At 62.8% G+C, this 21,064-nt stretch carries 21 protein-coding genes; 10 read left to right on the plus strand and 11 right to left on the minus strand.

Annotation, left to right across the window (positions count from 1 at the left end):
- Positions 1–49: 49 nt before the first annotated feature.
- Positions 50–2,140 (minus strand): ASKHA domain-containing protein, encoded by a 2,091-nt coding sequence (locus tag ACZYHG_RS20200; protein ID WP_464610071.1) that lies wholly within the window; start codon positions 2,138–2,140, stop codon positions 50–52.
- Between the two features lie 89 nt (positions 2,141–2,229).
- Here ACZYHG_RS20200 and ACZYHG_RS20205 point away from each other — a divergent pair, with 89 nt between their 5' ends.
- The gene (locus ACZYHG_RS20205; RefSeq protein WP_464610072.1) at positions 2,230–2,472 is read left to right on the plus strand and encodes a hypothetical protein; all 243 of its coding nucleotides are present in this window, start codon (positions 2,230–2,232) and stop codon (positions 2,470–2,472) included.
- Positions 2,473–2,551: 79 nt separating this feature from the next.
- Here the strand turns inward: ACZYHG_RS20205 and ACZYHG_RS20210 are convergent, their stop codons facing one another.
- The 6 genes from ACZYHG_RS20210 to ACZYHG_RS20235 form a co-directional block, all read right to left on the minus strand.
- The gene (locus ACZYHG_RS20210; protein ID WP_027029477.1) at positions 2,552–3,523 is read right to left on the minus strand and encodes a methyltetrahydrofolate cobalamin methyltransferase; all 972 of its coding nucleotides are present in this window, start codon (positions 3,521–3,523) and stop codon (positions 2,552–2,554) included.
- A gap of 79 nt (positions 3,524–3,602) precedes the next feature.
- Positions 3,603–4,694, minus strand: a complete 1,092-nt coding sequence (locus tag ACZYHG_RS20215; RefSeq protein ID WP_027029476.1) for a methylenetetrahydrofolate reductase — start codon at positions 4,692–4,694, stop codon at positions 3,603–3,605.
- Positions 4,691–5,287, minus strand: a complete 597-nt coding sequence (locus tag ACZYHG_RS20220; RefSeq protein ID WP_464610073.1) for a methylenetetrahydrofolate reductase C-terminal domain-containing protein — start codon at positions 5,285–5,287, stop codon at positions 4,691–4,693. The genes ACZYHG_RS20215 and ACZYHG_RS20220 overlap by 4 nt, the downstream gene beginning before the upstream one ends.
- On the minus strand, positions 5,280–5,582 hold the full coding sequence (locus ACZYHG_RS20225; RefSeq protein WP_127258521.1) for a virulence factor: 303 nt from the start codon (positions 5,580–5,582) through the stop codon (positions 5,280–5,282). The genes ACZYHG_RS20220 and ACZYHG_RS20225 overlap by 8 nt, the downstream gene beginning before the upstream one ends.
- 204 nt (positions 5,583–5,786) lie before the next feature.
- Complete coding sequence (locus tag ACZYHG_RS20230) at positions 5,787–6,560, minus strand: formyl transferase (protein ID WP_464610074.1); 774 nt, start codon at positions 6,558–6,560, stop codon at positions 5,787–5,789.
- 95 nt (positions 6,561–6,655) lie between these two features.
- Entirely contained in the window at positions 6,656–7,231 is a 576-nt protein-coding gene (locus ACZYHG_RS20235; RefSeq protein WP_464610075.1) for a DUF4893 domain-containing protein, read from the minus strand.
- A gap of 136 nt (positions 7,232–7,367) precedes the next feature.
- On the opposite strand from ACZYHG_RS20235, the gene ACZYHG_RS20240 reads away from it, so the two are divergent.
- Complete coding sequence (locus tag ACZYHG_RS20240; protein WP_464610076.1) at positions 7,368–8,291, plus strand: NAD-dependent epimerase/dehydratase family protein; 924 nt, start codon at positions 7,368–7,370, stop codon at positions 8,289–8,291.
- Positions 8,292–8,303: 12 nt separating this feature from the next.
- Here the strand turns inward: ACZYHG_RS20240 and ACZYHG_RS20245 are convergent, their stop codons facing one another.
- Together ACZYHG_RS20245 and ACZYHG_RS20250 are read right to left on the minus strand one after the other, a co-directional pair.
- Entirely contained in the window at positions 8,304–8,933 is a 630-nt protein-coding gene (locus tag ACZYHG_RS20245; protein WP_464610077.1) for a DUF1638 domain-containing protein, read from the minus strand.
- 110 nt (positions 8,934–9,043) lie between these two features.
- Positions 9,044–9,742 carry a corrinoid protein gene (locus ACZYHG_RS20250; protein WP_027029468.1) on the minus strand — a complete coding sequence of 233 codons (699 nt, stop codon included), beginning with the start codon at positions 9,740–9,742 and terminating at the stop codon, positions 9,044–9,046.
- Between the two features lie 289 nt (positions 9,743–10,031).
- On the opposite strand from ACZYHG_RS20250, the gene ACZYHG_RS20255 reads away from it, so the two are divergent.
- From ACZYHG_RS20255 to ACZYHG_RS20280, 6 genes are all read left to right on the plus strand, one after another.
- Positions 10,032–11,606, plus strand: a complete 1,575-nt coding sequence (locus tag ACZYHG_RS20255; protein WP_464610078.1) for a trimethylamine methyltransferase family protein — start codon at positions 10,032–10,034, stop codon at positions 11,604–11,606.
- Positions 11,607–11,695: 89 nt separating this feature from the next.
- Positions 11,696–12,391: a hypothetical protein gene (locus tag ACZYHG_RS20260; protein WP_464610079.1), complete on the plus strand. Its 696-nt coding sequence runs from the start codon at positions 11,696–11,698 to the stop codon at positions 12,389–12,391.
- A 101-nt stretch (positions 12,392–12,492) separates the two neighbouring features.
- Complete coding sequence (locus ACZYHG_RS20265; RefSeq protein ID WP_464610080.1) at positions 12,493–13,170, plus strand: FadR/GntR family transcriptional regulator; 678 nt, start codon at positions 12,493–12,495, stop codon at positions 13,168–13,170.
- Positions 13,167–14,468: a CynX/NimT family MFS transporter gene (locus ACZYHG_RS20270; RefSeq protein ID WP_464610081.1), complete on the plus strand. Its 1,302-nt coding sequence runs from the start codon at positions 13,167–13,169 to the stop codon at positions 14,466–14,468. The genes ACZYHG_RS20265 and ACZYHG_RS20270 overlap by 4 nt, the downstream gene beginning before the upstream one ends.
- Positions 14,469–14,573: 105 nt before the next feature.
- Positions 14,574–15,311, plus strand: coding sequence for a dienelactone hydrolase family protein (locus ACZYHG_RS20275; protein WP_464610082.1), 738 nt, complete (start codon positions 14,574–14,576; stop codon positions 15,309–15,311).
- Between the two features lie 105 nt (positions 15,312–15,416).
- Positions 15,417–16,595, plus strand: coding sequence for a BaiN/RdsA family NAD(P)/FAD-dependent oxidoreductase (locus tag ACZYHG_RS20280; protein WP_464614747.1), 1,179 nt, complete (start codon positions 15,417–15,419; stop codon positions 16,593–16,595).
- 19 nt (positions 16,596–16,614) lie between these two features.
- Here the strand turns inward: ACZYHG_RS20280 and ACZYHG_RS20285 are convergent, their stop codons facing one another.
- Together ACZYHG_RS20285 and ACZYHG_RS20290 are read right to left on the minus strand one after the other, a co-directional pair.
- Positions 16,615–17,166: a chromate transporter gene (locus tag ACZYHG_RS20285; protein ID WP_464610083.1), complete on the minus strand. Its 552-nt coding sequence runs from the start codon at positions 17,164–17,166 to the stop codon at positions 16,615–16,617.
- On the minus strand, positions 17,163–17,906 hold the full coding sequence (locus ACZYHG_RS20290) for a chromate transporter (RefSeq protein ID WP_464610084.1): 744 nt from the start codon (positions 17,904–17,906) through the stop codon (positions 17,163–17,165). The genes ACZYHG_RS20285 and ACZYHG_RS20290 overlap by 4 nt, the downstream gene beginning before the upstream one ends.
- Positions 17,907–17,949: 43 nt before the next feature.
- Between ACZYHG_RS20290 and ACZYHG_RS20295 the strand changes: the two genes are divergently transcribed.
- Positions 17,950–18,510, plus strand: a complete 561-nt coding sequence (locus ACZYHG_RS20295) for an RNA polymerase sigma factor (RefSeq protein WP_464610085.1) — start codon at positions 17,950–17,952, stop codon at positions 18,508–18,510.
- A 2-nt stretch (positions 18,511–18,512) separates the two neighbouring features.
- The gene (locus ACZYHG_RS20300) at positions 18,513–20,627 is read left to right on the plus strand and encodes a vWA domain-containing protein (protein ID WP_464610086.1); all 2,115 of its coding nucleotides are present in this window, start codon (positions 18,513–18,515) and stop codon (positions 20,625–20,627) included.
- Positions 20,628–21,064: the final 437 nt, after the last annotated feature.

Consider the following 21,064-nt stretch of genomic DNA (forward strand, 5'->3'; position numbering starts at 1 on the left):
TTTGCATGCAAATGAATTTGGAGTTCGTAGCGGCCCGCGAAGACCGCCTTTATTCGCGGCTGCGCCTTGCCGCGTGGCCTTCGCGCGAGCGCCGGCGCGGGGCGGCATCGCCGGCGACGCCGTCCTCGCTGACCGTCTTGCGCGGCGGCAGTTTCACCGCCGCCGACAGTTTCGGGAACGGATCGACCTTGTTGGGCAGCGCCATGGCGTAGACGAAATGCTCCTGGAATTTCGGTTCCAGCGCGGTCTCGATCTTTTCGATCTGGCTTACCGTCTCCTCGATCTCGCGGCGATAGCCGCGGTTCAAGAGCGCCATCCGCGCGCCCGCACCGGCGGCGTTGCCGACGGCCGAGACCTTGTCGAGGTCGCAATCGGGGATCAGGCCCAGCACCATGGCGTACTTCGGATCGATGAAGGAGCCGAAGGCGCCGGCGAAATGGATGCGGTCGACATGCTCGGTGTTCTGCTTTTCCATCAGCAGCTTGGTGCCGGCATAAAGCGCTGCCTTGGCGAGCTGGATGGCGCGCACATCGGTCTGCGTGATGGTGATCTTCGGCCCATCTTCCTTCGATGCGTCGGAGCCTTCCTTCAGCACGTAGGAGAAGGTGCGGCCATTGGCGATGACGCGCGGCGAACGCGCGGCCAGCGAGCCGTCGACGACGCCGTCCTCCGAGATGATGCCGGCGAGATACATCTCGGCGACGATCTCGATGATGCCGGAGCCGCAAATGCCGGTGACGCCGGTCGCCTGCACGCTGTCGAGGAAACCCGGCTCGTCGGACCACAGCTCCGAGCCGATGACACGGTATTTTGGCTCCAGCGTCTCAGGGTCGATGCGCACGCGCTCGATGGCGCCGGGCGCCGCTCGCTGGCCGCCGGAGATTTCGGCGCCCTCGAAGGCCGGGCCGGTGGGCGAGGAGGCCGCCACGACCCGCGTCCGGTTGCCGAGCACGATCTCGGCATTGGTGCCGACGTCGACGATCAGCATCATCTCGTCCTGGCGATGCGGCCCTTCCGAAAGCGTCACCGCCGCCGCGTCAGCGCCAACATGGCCGGCGATGCAAGGCAGCATATAGAGCCGCGCGCCCTGGTTGAGCTTGAGGCCGATGTCGGAGGCCTTGATGCGCACAGCACCCGATACCGCCAGCGCGAAGGGGGCGCCGCCAAGCTCTGTCGGATCGATGCCGAGGAAGAGATGGTGCATGATCGGATTGCCGACGAAGACCGAGTCCAGGATGTCGTTGCGCTGGACATTGCCTTCCGCGCAGACCTTGTCGACAAGGCTGGAGATCGCCTCGCGCACGGCCACCGTCATGCCTTCGCGGCCGTCCGGGTTCATCATCACATAGGAGACGCGGCTCATCAGATCCTCGCCGAAGCGGATCTGCGGGTTCGACGTGCCGGAGGACGCAGCGACGCGGCCCGACAGCAGCGACACCAGATGCATGGCAATGGTCGTCGAGCCGATATCGCAAGCCAGCCCATAGGCCTCGTTCTTGAGGCCCGGCCACAAAGCGATGACGCGCGCTATGTCGCTGTCGGCATCCTTGTGGATGGCGGCGGTGGCGGTCCAGTTGCCCTTGCGCAGGATGCCTTGCACCTGCGGCAGCAGGTAGAAGTCGAATTCGAGGTTTTTAAAGCCCCAGTCCTTCATCAGCGCGATCTTGAGCCGGTCGAGGTCGCCGAGCGGCTTGTGCATGTCGGGCTCTTCGATCTCGACATAGCACATGCGGATCGCGGTATCGCGGGCAATCACCCTGGTGTCTGCATCCTTGCGGATGGTCTGCGCATTGATGACCGTGTCCTGCGGCACGTCGATGACGAGGTCGCCGAGGATCTGCGCCGAGCAGGACAGGCGCCGCCGTTCGGGCAGGCCGCGCACGCGCTCGTAGCGCTCTTCCTTCGGGCCCTTGGGCGAGATGTGGTCGTTGGACGACACGATCTTGTGCTTGGCGAAATTGCCTTCCTGCACCTCGATCTGGCAGCGTCCGCAGGTGGCGCGGCCGCCGCACACGCTTTCGACATAGACGCCGAGCTGGCGCGCGGCATCGAGCACCGGCGTGCCGACAGGAAACCGCCCGCGCTTGCCTGACGGCATGAACAGCACGAGTGGATCGGTTATGTTGGCAGGCGAGTTCATGCGTACACGTATCTCGGTAGGGATTGTCGATACCGTTTAACGGATCGTTTCAGTATTGGGCGGAGTGTCTGATGGTCCAGAGGCCAATCATGTCCGAGCTCCTGCTGTCCAGCATATTCACTGCTTTTACCATGGTGCGCCTGTTGAAGGGCCCATGGCTGCGCAATCCGCAATATCTGGCCACCGGAATTCTCGGCGCGATCGTCGCGGTGCTGGTGCTGCAAGGAGTCTGGCCCGCCTATGACGATGATTTCATCATAGGCGGCGTGACCGGCATATTCGGATCGTGGGCGGGCATGGCAGTGTTCGATGCCATATTGGGCATGGCCTGAGCGCAAAGCAGACCTGTCCGGCCGCATCAGCGATGCGATCGGTCCAGCGTGGTTTGCAGCTCGGCTCACGATTGCGCGCTTATCCCCGACCCATCCGGGCTTCACGGCCACCGCGACGGCGACCGCCGGCAGCGCCATCACCCGGCGCATTGACCTGCGTTGGCGCTGCCACTGCCTGGCCACCTTCGGCCGGCTTATAGTCCTTGTAGGTGCGGATCCAGTTGGTGCAGTTCTCGTCGGTGCCGTTGAGAACATTGGCACCGCGCACCGCTTCCATTTCCTGCGGCCGCACCGGGTTCATGATCGCCGAGGTCATGCCGGCGCCGATCACCATCGGGATGAAGGCGGCATTGATGCCGTGGCGATGGGGCAGGCCGAACGAGATGTTGGAGAGGCCGCAAGTGGTGTTGACCTTGAGCTCTTCGCGCAGGCGCCGCAGCAGCGCGAAGACCTGACGGCCGGCATCGCCCAGTGCGCCGATCGGCATGACGAGCGGGTCGACGACGACATCGTGCGCGGGAATGCCGAAATCGGCGCAGCGCTGCACGATCTTCTTGGCGACGGCGAAGCGCACGTCCGGATCCATCGAAATGCCGGTCTCGTCATTGGAGATGGCGACGACCGGGACGTTGTACTTCTTGACCAGCGGCAGGATGGCTTCGAGCTTTTCTTCCTCGCCGGTGACGGAGTTGACCAGCGGACGGCCCTTGGCGACCTTCAGAGCGGCCTCGATCGCGGCGGTGACCGAGCTGTCGATCGACAGCGGCAGATCGACGAGGCCCTGCACGATCTCCAGCGTCTGAACGAGCAGGCCAGGTTCGGTTTCATTCGGATTGACCGAGGTGACGCCGGCGTTGACGTCGAGCATGGTGGCGCCGCAGGCGGCCTGTTCCAGCGCGTCCCTGATCACGGTTTCGAAATTGCCGGCGATCATCTCGGCGGCAAGCTTCTTGCGGCCGGTCGGGTTGATGCGCTCGCCAATGACGCAGAAGGGCTGGTCGAAGCCAATGATGATCTCGCGTGTCGCCGAGGCGACGATGGTCCGGGTCATGAAGTCTCTCCGCCTTGATATAAAGTGCTCTTTATATCGTCTCTGGTTTCGTTCCAGGGTCTGGTGATCGGCCGCGTTTTCAGTGCGCGGTCTTTACCATGTCCACCTGCGTTTCGGTAATGTCGTCATGCAATATGTGGTCGAGCCGGTCGGCGACCATCTGGTCGTCGCGACGGATCTCGCGTTTCCAAGGCTGGCGGCCCTTCAGCACGCCCGATTCATCGACGATCTCGGCGACATATTCCTCCTGGCGGTAGGCCATCACATGGATGCCGGCGACGCCCGGGATTTCCTTCACCTCATTGATGATGTCGGTGCAGAGCTGCTTGCCTTCTTTCTTCTGGTCCTGCGCTCCTTCGAGCCGCTTGATGATGGCGTCCGGGATGTGGATGCCCGGCACGTTGGAGCGGATCCATTTGGCTGTCTTGGCCGAGGCGAGGGGGCCGACGCCGCAGAGCACGAACACCTTCTCGGTGTGGCCGAGGTCGCGCGCCTTCTGCATGAAGGTCCTGAACATCGGCACGTCGAAACAATACTGCGTCTGCACGAACTGCGCGCCGGCGGCGATCTTCTTGCCGAGATGGATCGGGCGGAAGTCGAAGGGCGGCGCGAACGGATTGACGGCGGCACCCAGGAACAGCTGCGGCGGCGTGGTGAGCTTGCGGCCGGACAGGAACTTGCCATTGTCGCGCATGATGCGGCAGGTCTCGAGCAGCGACATGGAATCGAGGTCGAACACCGGCTTGGCGCCGGGCTGGTCGCCCGCCTGCACACCGTCGCCGGTGAGGCACAGCATGTTGGCGACGCCCATCGCCGCCCCGCCCAGCACGTCACCCTGGATGGCGATGCGGTTCTTGTCGCGGCAGGCGATCTGCATGATCGGGGCATAGCCCATGCGGGTGAGCAGTGCGCAAATGCCGACAGAGGACATGTGGCAGTTGGCGCCGGAGGCATCAACGGCGTTGATGGCGTCGACCCAGCCATCGAAGATCTTTGCCCTGTTGTAGACGTCTTCCGGATCGGCGCTATCAGGCGGATTGAGCTCGGTGGTGACAGCGAACTCGCCGCGCCGCAGCACACGCTCCAGCCGGCCACGCGAGGTGTGGCCGGGCAGGGGATCGAGCGGCAGGTGGATGCCGGCGGGGTTCTCGTCGCGCTGGTGGCCGATCATGCCGCGGCTCCAGTCTTGGATGCGGCGGCGGCTTCACGAGCAGCGGCCGCCTGCGCGGTGACACGCAGCCAGGCGGAGGTTTCGCGCAACGACTGGTCAACCGGCTTCTGCACGGTGAGGATCTTCTCGTTGTTGACCATGTTCTGCGAGCCTTCCCAGGCCTTGACCCAGACACACGGCATATCGGGCTCGACCTCGCAATTGCCGTTGGCGCGTACACCGCCACAGGGACCGTTTCGCAGCTGCTTGGGGCAGTTCATCGGGCACGACATGCCGGTCGAGGACAGGATGCACTGGCCGCACATGCGGCAATCGAACATGAAGCCCTTGACGCGTTTTTCGACGAACTTGATCGGCGCCTCGACGCGCCCGTAACCAAGGCCCTTCCACAAGGGATGGAGCAGCAGGAAGGTGTCGGCAAAACGCGCATAGAACCATTCGAGCAAGCGCGAATGGCGGATCGACCACAGCCTGATCGCAAACGAGCGCTGCACGCGCCGCTGCGGCGATACATCGGCCGGCTTGTAGTCGGATTTCGGCGCTGCCTTCTTGACCTGTGTGGCCTGGGTAACCGCCGGATTCGTGTCAGACATTTTCTTTGCCGCCCGCCTTGACCAGAGCGACCAGCCGCTCGCGGTCATATTTCGTGTCGATGTCCTGAAAAGCCTTTTCGACTTCGGCTTCAAGATCGTCACCGACCGGGATCGGATCAGCCTTGCGCCATTCGGCCAGATAGTCGTCGGTGCCGCCGGCGCCGGTGCGCATGGCGCACATGTCGATGGCCTCGGTGAAGCGTAAAGGCAGTTCGCGCTTGGCGTTCTGCCGGCCCTTCTTGACGATGATTTGGGCAGGGATGTCGCGCCAGTAGACGACGATAAGATCGGCCATGAATTCTCGCTCCTCGAACTATCGAGCATTGCCGCATGCGCAATGGGGCCGCTTGTTATGGGACGACGCGCGCGCATTCAAAAGCGACGCATTTCAATGTCGTAAAATGAAAGGTGGGTTTATTCGTTTGCGACGTGGGCTGGCGGCGGGTCCGGCGCGCCAAAAAAGCCGTCGCGCCTTGCCCTGTTCCGGGCCGACAAGACCCTACCAGATGCCGGTTCGGAGGCCCGTCCAGAGGTAGAACCAGATCGTCGGGTGATACCATTGCCGTGACGGCAGGCCGGGATCGATGGTGGCGACTTTTCCAGCCAGAACGTCGCGCACCGCCTCCACGCAGATGTCGCGCGAGAACGAGGCTTGCCGCAGCGCATAGCTTGAAATGCTATCTCCGCGTCCGGGTTTGCCGCGCGCTTGCCGCAGCGCACCGCCGGTGTCGACGCCGGCATCGACCAACAGCACGGTGGTGCCGAAATTTTGCGTATCGCCTGATACCAGCGCCCAGTAGCCGCCGTTCATGCCCCGGTATTTGGGCGTGATGCCGGCGTGGTAGTTGATGATCGGACAGGCGATTTTCGACAGCGTCTCGCGGCCCAGCATCCGGCAGCCGGCAAGAAACACGACGCCCGGCTGCAGCCTTGCGATGGCGTCCAGGCATTCCGGCGCATTGGCGGAAGGGACATTGATGATCGACTGCCCCGGTTTCGGTTCGGTCTGCATTTTCTGCTCAGTGATCATCTCATCGGCATGGCTGGCGAAGAAGCGCTTTCCCAAGCGCGTCAGCACCATCGTGCCCAACTGGCCGATGACCGAGACCCAGCCCTGCCGCCGGGCACGCCTGACCAGTAATTGCTTTTTGGATTCAGGCGTTTCGAGGATAACGTTGACAGGACCCAGACTGTCGACGATGGCGTTGATGACCGCCCAGATGTGCGGGCCACCTTCGGTGACGACGACGATGTTCGACTTCTGGGGTTCCATGGTGCGCGCCGGAAAGATGCAACCGATGCCGGATCCCGGCGCCCGTTATGCTAGAGCGCCCGGGTTAATCCTTGGTGATCGGCGGTTGATACGGCTCAACGCTTGAATTCGATGATGTCGAGCTTCAATTCGTAGTAGGGCGCGGGAAATTCGATGCGCCATTCCTTGGCGCCGGTGCGGAAGGCATAGCCGACCTGGTCGGTCTGCGGGCCGCTGCCATAGGGTTTTGCCGGATCGCTGTTGACGTAGCCCACGCCGAGATAGATCGCGCGTTTCTCGCCATCGTCGAAGAAGCGCCCTTTGGTGCGCTGCGAGCCGCTGATCTTTTCCAGCCGCCAGCCCGAACCATCGTCGGTCACCTTGCACTTGAACCAGCCGTAGATGACGAGCGGGCTGGTCTCGCCGGCCTTTATGGTGCGGCATTGCCAGTTGCCGGTCAGGTCCTTGTCGGAGAAGGTCACCAGCGGCTTGGCCAGCAAGGCATCGAGCTGCTGGACATCGGCGGGGTCGCCTGCTTTCGCTTCGGCCAACGCCGCCTTGCGCGTGTCACCATATTTGTCGAGCCGCGCCTTGTCGGCAGGGGTGATGATTTTCTGCACCTGGCCGTCGGCCAGGGCAGGGAGAGCGAAGCAGAACAGGCCGATGGCGGCAAGCAGTGGGCGAAGGATCATCAGGAACTCCCGTATCATGGAAATGGCAGTTGATGTCTGGAGCGGCGCCCCGCCGGCTGCTGCCTGAGTTAATCGGGTCGCTCGCGCCTGTCATCCATGCTTAACAGCGTCACCGTCAAAAATCATGGTGTGGCACATGCGAATCTTACTCACGGGGTCGTCGGGTTGGCTGGGCAGCGCGCTGGCGCCGCTGCTGCGCGGCCTTGGCCATGAGGTGATCGGTCTTAACCCTGTCCCATCGATGGAGACCCAAATTGTCGGCTCGATCGCGGATCGTGAGCTTGTCATGCGAACCGTTCGTGACAACCGACTCGAAGCCATCATTCACAGCGGCGCGCTGCACAAGCCCAACATAGAGAGCCGCGACAACAGCGATTTCGTCGCCACCAACGTGCGAGGTACGCTCAACCTGCTGGACGCGGCGGTGGCGAACGGCGTGCAGCGCTTCGTCTTCACCTCGACGACCTCGCTGATGATCTCGCAAGCGATACGCGACGGGTTCAGTGGCGGCGCGCGCAAGGCAGCCTGGCTGACGGAAGAGATGTCGCCCGAGCCGCGCAACATCTATGGCGTCACCAAGCTTTCTGCCGAACATCTCTGCCGTCTCTATCACCTTCAGCATGGCCTGCCGGTGGTCGTGCTGCGTACGGCCCGCTTCTTTCCCGAAGCCGATGACATGGCGCACGCGATCGAACAGTCTGATGCCAACACCAAGGCCAATGAGTTGCTGTTTCGCAGGCTGACAGTGGAAGATGCGGCGCAAGCGCATATCGCCGCGCTGGAAAGGGCGCCGCAGCTGGGCTTCGACACTTTTATCGTCTGCGCGCCAACACCGTTTCGGCCCGAGGATTGCCCGGCGCTTATCGCCGATGCGCCGTCTGTCGTCGCGCGCTATTTTCCGGACTTTCCGGCCCTCTATGCGCGAAAGGGCTGGACGATGTTTGCCTCCATCGACCGTGTCTATGACGCGTCGCGGGCGCGGGACAGGCTGGGCTTTGTCTGCAAGACGAGTTTTGTCGATGTGCTGGCGGGGCTACGGTCGGAGAATGGGCCAGCCTAGGGCAAATGGCGCTCAGGCGACAGCTGCGACCCGCGCGAGTTCGGCTGTCAGACCGCCATAGCCGGTTGCGCGACGCTCGTAGACGAGGCCAAGCAAGGTTGCTGCCTTTTCAGCGACCTTGTCGAGCTCCGGGTCGTCGGTCTGGGCGAGATAGATCAGCTTCTCGTAATTGCCGAAATAGTCCTTGATCAGCTCCGGGTGCTTGTCGAGGCCGAGCGGCTTCATGAAGAAGGCATCGAACTGGCGGCACAGGAAGTCGGTCATGTAGAAGGACATCATGTCGTCGTCGGCGATTTTCGCATAGGCCTCCATGCCCTGATAGAAGGCGAAGCAATGCGGGCCGGCCATGCGTTCGACGTGGTGCTTCTCCAGGACGCGATCAAGCAGGCCACCAGTGCCGCAATCGGCATAGCCGACGAAGATGTGCTCGTAGCCCTCGGCCCTGGCCTTCTCGATCGCCTTGTCCATGGCGGGTGCGATGCGGTCGGGATGAAAATGGAATTCCGCGGGAAGACAGGTCAGTTCCAGATGGTCGAGCTTGAGCTGCTCCTTCACGGCCAGAACTTCACGCGCAATCATGCCGCAGGCAATCACCAGAAGCCTGTCTGCCTGATTCGATTGCGTTTGTTGAACCTTGGCCATGATTTCAGCTGAACCGGCTTTCTTTGCCGCAGTCCCCTTTCATCTGGTAACGAAAAAGCCGCGCTGCAAGGCGCGGCTTTGATGGTTGGCCAGTCGCCTTGCTGAACAGATCAGGCCGAAGCGCGCACGTTGTGCTTGCGCTTCATGAAGTCCTTGGCGGTCTCGACCGCCACTGCGGCATCGCGGCAATAGGCGTCGGCGCCGACCGCCTTGCCGAATTCCTCGTTGAGCGGCGCGCCGCCCACCAGCACGACATAGTCGTCGCGGATGCCCTTTTCCTTCATCGTGTCGATGACGACCTTCATGTAGGGCATGGTGGTGGTGAGCAGCGCCGACATGCCGATGATGTCGGGCTGGTGCTGTTCGATCGCATCGAGATATTTCTCGACCGCGTTGTTGATGCCGAGATCGATGACGTCGAAGCCGGCGCCTTCCATCATCATGCCGACGAGGTTCTTGCCGATGTCGTGGATGTCGCCCTTGACGGTGCCGATCACCATCTTGCCCTGCTTCGGCGCGCCGGTGGCGGCGAGAAGCGGACGCAGGATGAACATGCCGGCCTTCATGGCATTGGCCGACAACAGCACTTCTGGAACGAACAGGATGCCGTCGCGGAAATCCTCGCCGACGATGCGCATGCCTTCGACCAGCGCTTCGGTCAGCACCTTGTAGGGTACCCAGCCGCGCTCCAGCAGGATGTTGGTGCCCTCCTCGATTTCTTCCTTCAGCCCGTCATAGAGATCGTCGTGCATCTGCTGCACCAACTCATCGTCGGAAAGTTCGGAAAGGATGATCTCGTCGTCGGACATATGTATCGAGCTCCTGCCGGCATCGCGACTGCGTCGCAAGGCACAAAATATTCGCGTTCATACCTAACCCGCTAGGGGCGTGTATCCATAGCTGATTTGCGACTTCCCGCAAAAGGAAAGCGACTGGAAAATCTATTGGTTTTCTTGTCGATTTTGCGACAGGCGTTGGCGCGGACGGGCCGTTTCGAATAGGGTGCATGGCTACGATCCGGGCAAAGCCGCGCCATGCGGCCACAACGGTTACGGACCAGCCATCGTCAGGCCAGGCCATATTCAGGGAAGAGCGATCATGAGCGAACACGCGGCAGTCGACCAGGAAGCGTCAAACGCGCGGCGTGGACGCGCTGCCAGCGGTGGCGCGGCGGCAAGGCGCGCGGCACGTTCGGGCGGCGGGCCCGGCACGCAGCTCACCTATATCAAGCGCAAGATCAATGTTTATGAGGTGCTGAACGAGGAAGGGCTGGCGCTGATCGAGAAGAACACCGATACGGTGCTCGAAGAGATCGGCATCATTTTTCGCGATGACGCGGAAGCGCTGCAGCTGTGGAAAGAGGCCGGCGCCGACGTCAAGGGCGAGCGCGTGCATTTCCCGAAGGGGCTGTGCCGTTCGCTGCTCAAGACCGCACCGTCCATCTACACCCAGCATGCGCGCAATGCCGAGCGCTCGGTGCAGATCGGCGGCAACGCCACCGTCTTCGCGCCGGTCTATGGTCCGCCCTTCGTGCGCGACCTCGATGGTGTCAGGCGCTATGCGACGATCGAGGATTTCCAGAATTTCGTGAAGCTCGCCTATATGGCGCCGTCGATCCACCATTCGGGCGGCACGGTGTGCGAGCCGGTCGACGTGCCGGTCAACAAGCGCCACCTCGACATGATCTACAGCCACATCAAATATTCCGACAAGCCGTTCATGGGCTCAGTGACCGCGCCGGAGCGCGCCGAAGACACTGTTGCCATGGCCAAGCTCGTTTTCGGTGACGATTTCGTCGAGAACAACACGGTGCTGACCAGCCTGATCAATGCCAACTCGCCGATGGTGTTCGACGAGACCATGCTTGGCGCGCTGAAGGTTTATTCGCGCCACAACCAGGCTTGCATCGTCACGCCGTTCATCCTGGCCGGCGCGATGAGCCCGGTGACGGTCGCCGGCACGCTGACGCAGGTTCTGGCCGAGGTGCTGGCCGGTGCTTCGTTCACGCAGCTGATCCGTCCCGGCGCGCCGGTGCTGTTCGGCACCTTCGCCTCGTCGATCTCGATGCAGTCGGGAGCGCCGACCTTCGGCACGCCGGAGCCGTCGCTTGTGTCCTATGGCGCCGCACAGCTCGCACGCCGCCTCGGCCTGCCGTTCCGCACCGGCGGTTCGCTCTGCGCGTCCAAGGTTCCAGATGCGCAGGCCGCCTATGAAAGCGCCAACACGCTGAACTCGACCATTCTGGCCGGCACCAACTTTGTCCTCCACTCGGCCGGCTGGCTCGAAGGCGGGCTGGCGTCCTGCTACGAAAAATTCATGATGGACATCGACCAGCTCGGCATGACGCAGAAATTCTCCGAAGGCGTCGATCTGTCGGAGAACGGCCAGGCGATGGACGCCATCCGCCAGGTCGGACCGGGCAGCCACTATCTCGGCTGCGACCACACACAGGCGAATTTCCAGACCGCCTTCTACCGCTCCAACATCGCCGACAACAATTCCTACGAGCAATGGCTGGCCGAAGGCGAGAAGACCGCGCCGCAGCGCGCAAACGATCTCGTCCGCCGCTGGCTGGAAAGCTATGAGGCGCCGTATCTCGACCCGAGCATCGACGAGGCCCTGAAGGACTTCATCGCCAAGAAGAAGGGGTCGATGCCCGACGCCTTCACTTGAAAGGAGCCCGAATCAGGCGGGGCTAAAGTCGCCAACATCATCCACAAGGAAGTCTGGCGGAGCGCCTTCTCCGATCCGGACAAGAAGGGATGACTGCGCGCGGAGGCATGGCTGAGGAGATAGCCGCCGCGCTTTCCGCCAATGGCCTCATTCTGCGCGGTGGGGTCGCGTTCGCCGCAGGTGAGGAAGCACTCTCCGGCTTGTCGGGCGGTTCAACCAAATCCGTGCTTTTGATCGGGCAGGCGGGGGCGGAACCCTGGCCGCATTTTCTGCGCTGGCGCGAAAGGCAACCACAGACAATCGCCAATCCGCTCGACAGCTGGTCACGGCAGGTGATTGGCGCTGTAGCGGAGGCATTCGGCGCGCGAGCCGTTTCGCCGTCGGACAAACCCTATCTGCCGTTCCAGCAATGGGCGATGCGGGCCGAGGGGCTGAAACCGTCGCCACTCGGCATCCTCATGCATCCGCGATACGGGCTCTGGCATGCCTATCGTGGCGCGCTGTTGTTCGAGGAGGAGGTCGCGCTTCCGGAGCCTCGCGAGGCGATCCACCTCTGCGACACCTGTGTCGAGAAACCCTGCCTGAAATCCTGTCCGGTCGATGCCTATTCCAGCGAAGGCTTCGCCTACCAGGCCTGCCTGGCGCATGTGCGGGGAGCGAATGGCGAGCCGTGCCGGAGCGGCGGCTGCCTCGACCGCAATGCCTGTCCCTATGGCACGGAATATCGCTATCCGCCTGATATCCAGGCCTTCCACATGGCGAGCTTTGCCTGGGTCGCCAACTGATCTACGCCACCGCCTGGTGAGCTTCTGTCTCGATCTTGGCTTGACGGTTGCCAGAAGACGGCCTATTGATCAAATCATCCGATGACCTGATGAATAGGCCGATGCAACCCGCCATCCGAACCAATCTTACCGACAGCGCGACCGGCAGCCTGCGTGCTGAAATCGTCGGCGGCCGCTGGGGCGTTGGCGCGCGTATTCCCAATGAAGCGGCTCTTGCCGACCTCCTGTCGGTCAGCCGCGGCACGGTGCGTGAGGCGGTGAGGGTGCTCGTCTCGCAAGGATTGCTGGATACACGCCAGGGTTCGGGCACCTATGTGCGCTCGACCGTCGATTCTTCAGCCGCGCTCGATCGCGTCAAGCGCACCGGCTTGCGTGACCAATGGGAAGCGCGGGCCGCACTTGACCTAGAGGCGGCACGGCTTGCCGCCTTGCGCCATACGCCGGCTGATCTTGAGCGGATGCGCCAATTGCTTGCCGAGCGCGGCACTGTTGCCGACGGTGGCAGCGAAGCCTTCATCCGGCGTGACCTCGCCTTGCACAAATCGGTTGTCGCTGCGTCCGGCAACAGAGCGATGATGGAGCTCTACGACTTCTTCACGGCCGCCATCACCGAAACCATCCATGCCACCATCGACGGCGAGCTGCCCGAACCGGACCAGCAGGCCCATGCGGCAATCGTCGACGCCATCGCCGCGAACGATCCTGACCGCGCCGTTGCCGCTGTCCACGCTTTCATGGCGCCGGTGCTTGCCCAACTTGAAAGACTGCTTTCCCAATGAACCAGACATTTCGCCAGTCCGACCCGAAGGCCGATGCCGTCGAGGGCCTGGACCTCATCGACGCCGAAGCCGACAGTCTGCCGCCGCCGCAGCCGCCCGAATTGCGCAGCCGCGCCGCGCGCATCGTGCTTGGCGCGAGCCTCGTGCTGATCGCCTTCAACCTGCGGCCGCTGTTTTCCAGCCTGTCGGTGCTGCTGCCCGAAGTGATGCAGGCGACCGGTCTTTCGACGACCGGCGCCAGCCTGCTGACCACGCTGCCGGTCTTGTGCCTTGGCCTGTTCGCACCCTTTGCGCCAAAACTTGCACAGCGCTACGGGGCGGAGCGCACCTTGCTCGGCGCGCTGATGCTGCTGGCGCTGGGAACCGGGCTGCGCTGGTTCGGCTCGGTGCCGCTGCTGTTTGTCGCCACCTTCCTTGCCGGTGGCGCAATTGCCATCGGCAACGTGCTGCTGCCGGGGCTGGTCAAGCGCGATTTCGCCGACAAGGCCGCCGTCATGACCGGACTTTACACCATGGCGCTGTGCGCCGGTTCGGCCGCCGCCGCCGGCCTCACCCTGCCGATCGAGCATCTTGTCACGGGTTCATGGTCCGGCGCTCTCGGGGCCTGGGCGGTGCCGACATTGCTCATGCTGCTGATCTGGATCCCGCAGGCGCTGGGCAGCCGGCGTCAGGTCAGCCATCGCGGCTTTCGCGTCGTCGGCCTGTGGCGCGACCGCCTGGCCTGGCAGGTGACTTTGTTCATGGGGCTGCAGTCAGCACTTGCCTATTGCATCTTCGGCTGGCTGGCACCGATCCTGCGTGAGCGCGGTTTCGACGGACCAACCGCCGGCGCCATCGCTTCGGTGTCTGTGATGGCGCAGGTCATCACCTGCCTTGCCGTGCCATCCGTCGCGGTGCGGCTCAAGGACCAGCGCGGCATCAACGTGGTGCTCGTCGGCATCGCGGTGGTTGCGCTGCTCGGCATCCTGTTTGCACCGACCTCGACCGTGCTGTTCTGGGCGATCCTGCAAGGCATCGGGCAAGGTGGCCTGATCGCCGCCGCCATGACCCTGATTGTGCTGCGCTCGCCGGATTCGCATGTCGCGGCGCATCTTTCGGGCATGGCCCAAGGCGTCGGCTACGTGCTTGCTGCAACCGGCCCGCTGCTGGTGGGCCTGATCCGCGGCTGGACCGGCAGTTTTTCGGAATCGGCTTTCCTGTTCGTCGCACTCGGGTTCGGGGCTGCCATTATGGGGCTCGGTGCCGGACGTGCACTGCATGTCGGTGCAAGAACCGTGCGTGTCGACGGTCAAGGTTGATCCGCACGCCAGCCTGCACGAAATGTTGACCTCCGCGTTCAGGCAATGTCTTGCCGTTGTCGCATGTGCGGATATGTATCGCACAACTGACAATCGGAGCAGTCAATGACGAAGCAGGACCTTCAGATCAAGACCCGTGACGGCGTGGCGAAGGCGGGCCTGTTCCGCTCGGCCAAGGCTTCCTCGGCCAAGGCCGGTGTCATTCTCTACCAGGACGCCTTTGGTCCGCGCCCGGCGCTCGACGGCATGGCAGAGCGACTGGCCCATGAAGGCTATGCGGTGCTGGTGCCCGATCTGTTCCATCGCAACGCCCCTTACGGGCCGTTCGATGCCAAGACAGCCTTCACTGAGGAAAAGACCAAGGCAGCGCTGATGGCGCTGGTCACCGGCACGTCGCAGGCGATGACCATCAGCGACAGCGCTGCGTTCCTGGATGCGCTCGCCGCCGAGGGCGTCACCGGGCCGATCGGCACCGTCGGATATTGCATGGGCGGCGCGCGGGCGCTGAACGCCGCCGCGACCTACCCAGAGAGGATCAAGGCCGCCGCCAGTTTTCACGGCGGCAATCTCGCCAGCGATGCGGCGGACAGCCCGCACCGCAAGGCCGCCGCCATCAAGGCGCGCGTCTATGTCGGCATGGCGGGCGTCGACAGGAGTTTCCCGCCGGAGCAGTCGACGCGCCTCGCCGAGGCGTTCAGGGATGCGGAAGTCGATCATCTGCTGGAGAATTATGTCGGCATGGCGCATGGCTGGTGCGTGCCGGATCACAGCGTCTATGACGAAGCTGGCGCTGAGCGCCATTGGAAGCGATTGACGTCGCTGTTCGCCGAAACGCTGATCTGAGTTTTCGCGCGGCTGTTCTTGCCTGTTGGCTGCCCGAACCGTTCGCGGTATCAGGCAGCGGCGGCTCCCTGAATGAGCGGGGGCCGAGCGGGAACGGTTCGCCTGATGCAATCCTACGATGTCGTGATCATTGGCGCCGGTGCCGCCGGAATGATGTGCGCCATGGAGGCGGCCAAGCGTGGCCGTTCGGTGCTGATCCTCGACCACGCGGCGATGCCTGGCGAGAAGATCCGCATCTCCGGCGGGGGCCGGTGCAATTTCACCAACATCCACGCCAGCCCGAAGAACTTTCTCTCGGGCAATCCGCATTTCTGTATCTCGGCGCTCAGCCGCTACACGCAGCGCGACTTCATCGCGCTCGTCGAGCGGCACAAGATTGCCTATCACGAGAAGACGCTGGGGCAGCTCTTTTGTGATGGTTCCGCGCGCCAGATCATCGACATGCTGGTCGGCGAAATGCAGGGCAGGGGCGTCGAGCTGGCACTCTCTGCCGAGGTCAAGGATGTCCGTAAAACCTTGGAAGGGTTCGGGCTCACCCTCTCCACCGGCACGGTCACCTGTCAGTCCGTTGTTGTTGCCTGCGGGGGCAAGTCGATCCCCAAAATGGGCGCGACGGGTTTCGGCTATGAGCTTGCCGAACGGTTTGGCCTTGCCATTGTCGAAACACGGCCGGCGCTGGTGCCGCTGACCTTCGACGCAAAGACGCTTGAGCGGCTGGCGCCGTTGGCGGGCAACGCCGTCGACGCGGAAGTTGCCTGCGGCAAGGTGCGGTTTTCAGAAGCGATGCTGTTCACGCATCGCGGTGTCAGTGGACCATCCATCCTGCAGATTTCGTCCTATTGGCGTGAGGGCGACGAAATCCGCATCGCCATGCTGCCGGGCATGGATGTGGGAGAAATCATTCGCACCGCCAGACGCGGCAATGGGCGGCAAGCGGTACAGACAGTGCTGGCAAATCATCTGCCGAAGCGGCTGGCGCAATCGATCGCCGAGCGGACCGGCATCGATGGCAACCTCGCCGACCTGTCGGACGCGCAGATCAAAACCGTTACCGCTGCGGTCAATGACTGGCGCATCAAGCCGGCGGGTTCGGAGGGGTACCGTACCGCCGAAGTGACGCTGGGCGGGGTCGACACCAGCGCGCTCGACCAGAAGACGATGCAGGCGAAATCGGTGCCTGGACTGTTCTTCATCGGCGAAGTCGTCGATGTCACCGGCTGGCTTGGCGGTTACAATTTCCAATGGGCATGGTCATCGGGCTGGGCGGCGGGGCAGGCTGCATAGGCTATGTGCCACAGCTTGCCTAGACCAGGCTCATCGTATGAAGTGCGATGAAGATAGCCACGCCGGCGCCGATCAGGAGAAGCGGATTGACCCTGGTCCAAAGCAGGGTGCCCGTCGATGCAAATGCCACGGCGCGTGCGAACCAGCCGCCATCGATGGCTTGCAGCAACACATAGGTCGCGGCAAGGATCATGCCCGCGGCGACGGGCCGGAGCCCCGTCTCCAGCGCTCGCTTCCAGCGCGCGCCGCTGTTGCGAGACCACATATGAGCGACCGCGTAGATAAGAAAGGTGGTCGGGCCGAAAATCGCCACCGTTGAAACGACAGCACCCCAGAACCCCGCGACTTGCCAGCCAATCAGCGTCACCAGCAGGGACCCCGGCCCCGGGGCCATGCGCGAGATGGCGAAGGCGTCGACGAACTGGGCCTGGGTCATCCATTGATGGACATCAACGACCTGCCGATTGATGTCGGCAATGGCGCTCTGTCCGCCGCCGATCGTAACCACGGAAAGCGGAGCAAATACCGCCAGCAGGCTAAGCAACAACGAAGTGTGTGGGTTGTCGCTCATCGACCTGCCCTGGTGTAGGCATAGGCCACGCTGACGAAACCGGCGGCGAGGACAACCCAGAAAAGCGGCCAGTGCAGAAGTGCGACGGCAACGAATGTGGCGGCCATGATCGCAATGGGAAACGCGTTTCGAGGCACCGCGCGCGCGGCTGTGATGCCCATCGACAGCGAAAGACCGACAGCGGCCGCCGCGGCTCCCGTCAACGCCACATGCGTCAGCGGATAGCGCGACAGCGAGGAGAACAGCGTTCCCAACAGGACGATGACGATGGCAGGCGGGACGATGATGCCGACAAAACCAATGATTGCGCCGCGCCAGCCAAGCAGCCGGTAGCCGATCCAGACCGCCATGTTCTTCACGTTCACGCCCGGCAGCGCCTGGGAAATCGACAGGCCGTTGAGAAATTCTTCCTGCGTCATCCACTTGCGGTTTTGAACAAACTCCCGCAGCAGCCAGCCGCTCAGTCCACCGCCGAAACTCGTCAAGGCGATGCGGGTGAAAATCCAGAACAGCTGCGAGCAACTGGGGCTGGATGGTGTTTCTGGGTTCGACATGTTCAACGTTCTGGCGGCAGCCATCTCTTTGTTGGAGCATGAGCAAGAGAACCAGAGACCCGAGTCGAGATGGAATTGCCAGCGCCATGGCCGATGACGACAGGTCACGCTTTCTTGCGCCTGATGTGAAGCCGCCCCAACGGGCGATCTCGCGTCAAGGCACTGGCCAGAAAAAAATCTTTCCATAACCCCAAGGATTGGCCATTAGCCTTCGTCCAACTGACAAATGATGGCGATGATGCTGGATGAGAGCGAAGCCTCCGACGCCGAACTGATCGGGCGGGCGAAGGGCGGAGACAGAGGGGCCTTCGGCAAATTGCTGGAGCGTCACTACGACTTCGTCTATCGCGCCGCCTATCGCTGGTGCGGCAAGAAGGCCGATGCCGAAGACATCGCCCAGGAAGTCTGCGTCCGGCTTGGCAAGGCTATCCGCGACTATCGCGGCGGCGGCGCGTTCACGACATGGCTCTATTCCGTGACGATGAACGCCGCGCGCGACATGATGCGCAAGACCGCGCGCGAGACGGTCAAGACCGAGGCTTACGGCGTCCACGCCCTGATTTCAGGAGAGACGCCGGCCGAGAGCGAGGATCCGGTCGAGGCACTATGGGCGGCGGTGCGGCAATTGCCGGACAAGCAGCGCGACGCGGTGCTGCTGGTCTATGGCGAAGGCTGGAGCCACGCGGCTGCCGCCGAGGCGATGGCGATCTCGGAGACGACGGTTTCCTGGCACATCCATGAAGCGAAGAAACGGCTGAAGACGCTGATGCGCTCGGCCGGGGAAGTGTGACCATGGTCGACGACAACGAACTCAACAGGCTGCGCGACGCAGCCGTACCGGCACCGGGCGAGAGCGCGAAGGCGCGCGCCTTCGAAGCCGCCCTGCGCGCATATGATCAGGAAAATATTTCCGCCGTCACCCAAGGATCGGTCGGCGGCCTTCGTCTCACAGAGCGAGCACAAAAGCTCTGGAGCGAGATCATGCAAAAGAAACTCATTGCCACGCCGGCGCTTGCCGGGCTTGTCGCCCTGCCGATCGCCGGATACGCCACCTTCCATCTGCTGAGGGAGCAGCCGCCCAAATTCGGCGGCGACCAGAAGATCACCGAGACGCTGGCCGACAAGCCGGCGACCTTGAAGCCGATCGCCGCCGAGCCGAAGCAGGCTCCGACGGAACTGGCGAAGGACAAGAAGGCCGACGCGGATGTGGAAAGCCGCGATGTCCGCGAGGTTCTGGTTGCGCCGTCAGACCCGGCAAAACCGGAAGCGCCCCAGGCCGGTGGCACCGCTCAGCAGACTGCCGCGGAGCGTGGCATAGTTGCCGAGCCGGCACCGCCGGCGCCGACTGGTGAATTCGCATTGGATGGAGCAGCAAGCGCGCCCAGCACGTCGCGGGTTGCCCGCATGCCGGCTGCTGAATCCAAACTGATGGCGCCGCAGCCTACCGCACCCGCGGACCAGATCGCGCCGCAAGAGGAAAATCGCAACCGCGTCGAGGACTTCAAGACCAATCCGGTGCATGCCGCACTCGCAGACCCGGTCTCGACCTTCTCGATCGATGTCGACACCGCGTCCTATTCCTTCGTGCGCCGTTCGCTGAAGGAAGGGTCCGTGCCGCAGGCCGACACGGTGCGTGTCGAGGAGATGATCAATTACTTCCCCTATGACTGGAAGGGGCCGGACTCGGCGTCAACGCCGTTCAACTCGACCGTCAGCGTCATGCCGACGCCGTGGAACGAGCACACCAAGCTGATGCATGTCGCCATCAAGGGCTTCGACATCAAGCCGACCGAGCAGCCGAAGGCCAATCTGGTGTTCCTGATCGATGTCTCGGGTTCGATGGACGAGCCGGACAAGCTGCCGCTGCTCAAATCGGCATTCCGCCTGCTGGTCAGCAAGCTGAAGGCTGACGACACGATCTCCATCGTCACCTATGCCGGAGAGGCCGGCACCGTGCTGATGCCGACCAAGGCTGCCGAAAAGGACAAGATTCTCAATGCCATCGACAATCTGACGCCCGGCGGTTCGACGGCCGGTGAGGCCGGCATCAAGGAAGCCTACAAGCTTGCCCAGCAATCCTTCATCAAGGACGGTGTCAACCGGGTGATGCTGGCCACCGATGGCGACTTCAATGTCGGCCAGAGCGACGATGATGATCTGAAGCGCCTGATCGAACAGGAGCGCAAGTCCGGCGTCTTCCTGTCGGTGTTCGGCTTCGGCCACGACAATCTGAACGACCAGATGATGCAGACCATCGCCCAGAACGGCAACGGCACTGCGGCCTATATCGACACGCTGGCCGAGGCGGAGAAGGTGCTGGTCGAGGATGCCTCCTCGACGCTGTTCCCGATCGCCAAGGACGTGAAGATCCAGGTCGAGTTCAACCCGAACAAGGTCTCCGAATACCGGCTGATCGGCTACGAGACCCGGGCGCTGAACCGCGAGGATTTCAACAATGACCGTGTCGATGCCGGCGATATCGGCTCGGGCCATTCCGTCACCGCGATCTACGAGATCACGCCGAAAGGCAGCGGTGGCGAGCAGATCGATCCGCTGCGCTATGGCCAGGCGACGGTGAACAATGGCGGCGTTGCCAATGCGGACGAATATGCCTTCGTCAAGATCCGCTACAAGCTGCCGAATGAGGACATCTCGAAGCTGATCACCACGCCGGTGACATCAGCCAACGAGGTGGCGTCCTTCGACCAGGCCAGCACCGACCAGCGTTTCTCCGTCGCGGTTGCCGCCTTCGGCCAGAAGCTGCGCGACGAGGATGCGACCGCCAAATTCGGTTACGACAAGATCATGGAGATTGCCACTGCCGCCCGAGGAGCCGACCCGTTTGGGTACAGGTCAGAGTTCCTCTCACTCGTGCGCCTTGCCTCGGCGCTGGGCGGTAACCGGTAGTGGCGATGACGGCCGGTTTCTTTCAGATGGGATCGTTCTGATACGGGAAACCGGCCTACGGGCGGGTGAGGCAGGCCGGCGAGGGGTTCATTCCCTTGCCGGCCTTTTTTTCGGATCCGTTGATATTCAGGTGAGGCCGGCCTGCAAACGACGGCTTCCTGTGCTTCCCCGTTCTACTGCGTCGCAATAGAACTGAGCTCACATACGAAAAGTACGCTCCGCTCCGGCCTTCGCCGGCCGAAGCCCTCAGAAATGCCTCCGCTCTATGAAGGCTGCGGCCTGCGAAGGCCGGTTCTCGGAACCTGCCGTTTTCAGACCGGCCTTACCTGAATCTCAACGGATCCTCAGGGCAGCGATTACCCGCATGATCGTTAAATTGCGCGGCATTTCCGGTACCGGATCGCAATGTCCTCTTGTTACACCGGACATGTCTACGG

The organism is Mesorhizobium subarcticum, from assembly GCF_055456085.1.

Bases quoted from the DNA above. Each gene is read 5' to 3' on its own strand.
- ACZYHG_RS20200 (WP_464610071.1), bottom strand. From the start codon at position 2,140: ATGAACTCGCCTGCCAACATAACCGATCCACTCGTGCTGTTCATGCCG.
- ACZYHG_RS20275 (WP_464610082.1), top strand. From the start codon at position 14,574: ATGACGAAGCAGGACCTTCAGATCAAGACCCGTGACGGCGTGGCGAAG.
- ACZYHG_RS20255 (WP_464610078.1), top strand. From the start codon at position 10,032: ATGAGCGAACACGCGGCAGTCGACCAGGAAGCGTCAAACGCGCGGCGT.
- ACZYHG_RS20210 (WP_027029477.1), bottom strand. From the start codon at position 3,523: ATGACCCGGACCATCGTCGCCTCGGCGACACGCGAGATCATCATTGGC.
- ACZYHG_RS20205 (WP_464610072.1), top strand. From the start codon at position 2,230: ATGTCCGAGCTCCTGCTGTCCAGCATATTCACTGCTTTTACCATGGTG.
- ACZYHG_RS20240 (WP_464610076.1), top strand. From the start codon at position 7,368: ATGCGAATCTTACTCACGGGGTCGTCGGGTTGGCTGGGCAGCGCGCTG.
- ACZYHG_RS20250 (WP_027029468.1), bottom strand. From the start codon at position 9,742: ATGTCCGACGACGAGATCATCCTTTCCGAACTTTCCGACGATGAGTTG.
- ACZYHG_RS20215 (WP_027029476.1), bottom strand. From the start codon at position 4,694: ATGATCGGCCACCAGCGCGACGAGAACCCCGCCGGCATCCACCTGCCG.
- ACZYHG_RS20235 (WP_464610075.1), bottom strand. From the start codon at position 7,231: ATGATCCTTCGCCCACTGCTTGCCGCCATCGGCCTGTTCTGCTTCGCT.
- ACZYHG_RS20285 (WP_464610083.1), bottom strand. From the start codon at position 17,166: ATGAGCGACAACCCACACACTTCGTTGTTGCTTAGCCTGCTGGCGGTA.
- ACZYHG_RS20300 (WP_464610086.1), top strand. From the start codon at position 18,513: ATGGTCGACGACAACGAACTCAACAGGCTGCGCGACGCAGCCGTACCG.
- ACZYHG_RS20260 (WP_464610079.1), top strand. From the start codon at position 11,696: ATGACTGCGCGCGGAGGCATGGCTGAGGAGATAGCCGCCGCGCTTTCC.
- ACZYHG_RS20280 (WP_464614747.1), top strand. From the start codon at position 15,417: ATGCAATCCTACGATGTCGTGATCATTGGCGCCGGTGCCGCCGGAATG.
- ACZYHG_RS20290 (WP_464610084.1), bottom strand. From the start codon at position 17,906: ATGGAAAGATTTTTTTCTGGCCAGTGCCTTGACGCGAGATCGCCCGTT.
- ACZYHG_RS20270 (WP_464610081.1), top strand. From the start codon at position 13,167: ATGAACCAGACATTTCGCCAGTCCGACCCGAAGGCCGATGCCGTCGAG.
- ACZYHG_RS20265 (WP_464610080.1), top strand. From the start codon at position 12,493: ATGCAACCCGCCATCCGAACCAATCTTACCGACAGCGCGACCGGCAGC.
- ACZYHG_RS20225 (WP_127258521.1), bottom strand. From the start codon at position 5,582: ATGGCCGATCTTATCGTCGTCTACTGGCGCGACATCCCTGCCCAAATC.
- ACZYHG_RS20220 (WP_464610073.1), bottom strand. From the start codon at position 5,287: ATGTCTGACACGAATCCGGCGGTTACCCAGGCCACACAGGTCAAGAAG.
- ACZYHG_RS20245 (WP_464610077.1), bottom strand. From the start codon at position 8,933: ATGGCCAAGGTTCAACAAACGCAATCGAATCAGGCAGACAGGCTTCTG.
- ACZYHG_RS20230 (WP_464610074.1), bottom strand. From the start codon at position 6,560: ATGGAACCCCAGAAGTCGAACATCGTCGTCGTCACCGAAGGTGGCCCG.
- ACZYHG_RS20295 (WP_464610085.1), top strand. From the start codon at position 17,950: ATGGCGATGATGCTGGATGAGAGCGAAGCCTCCGACGCCGAACTGATC.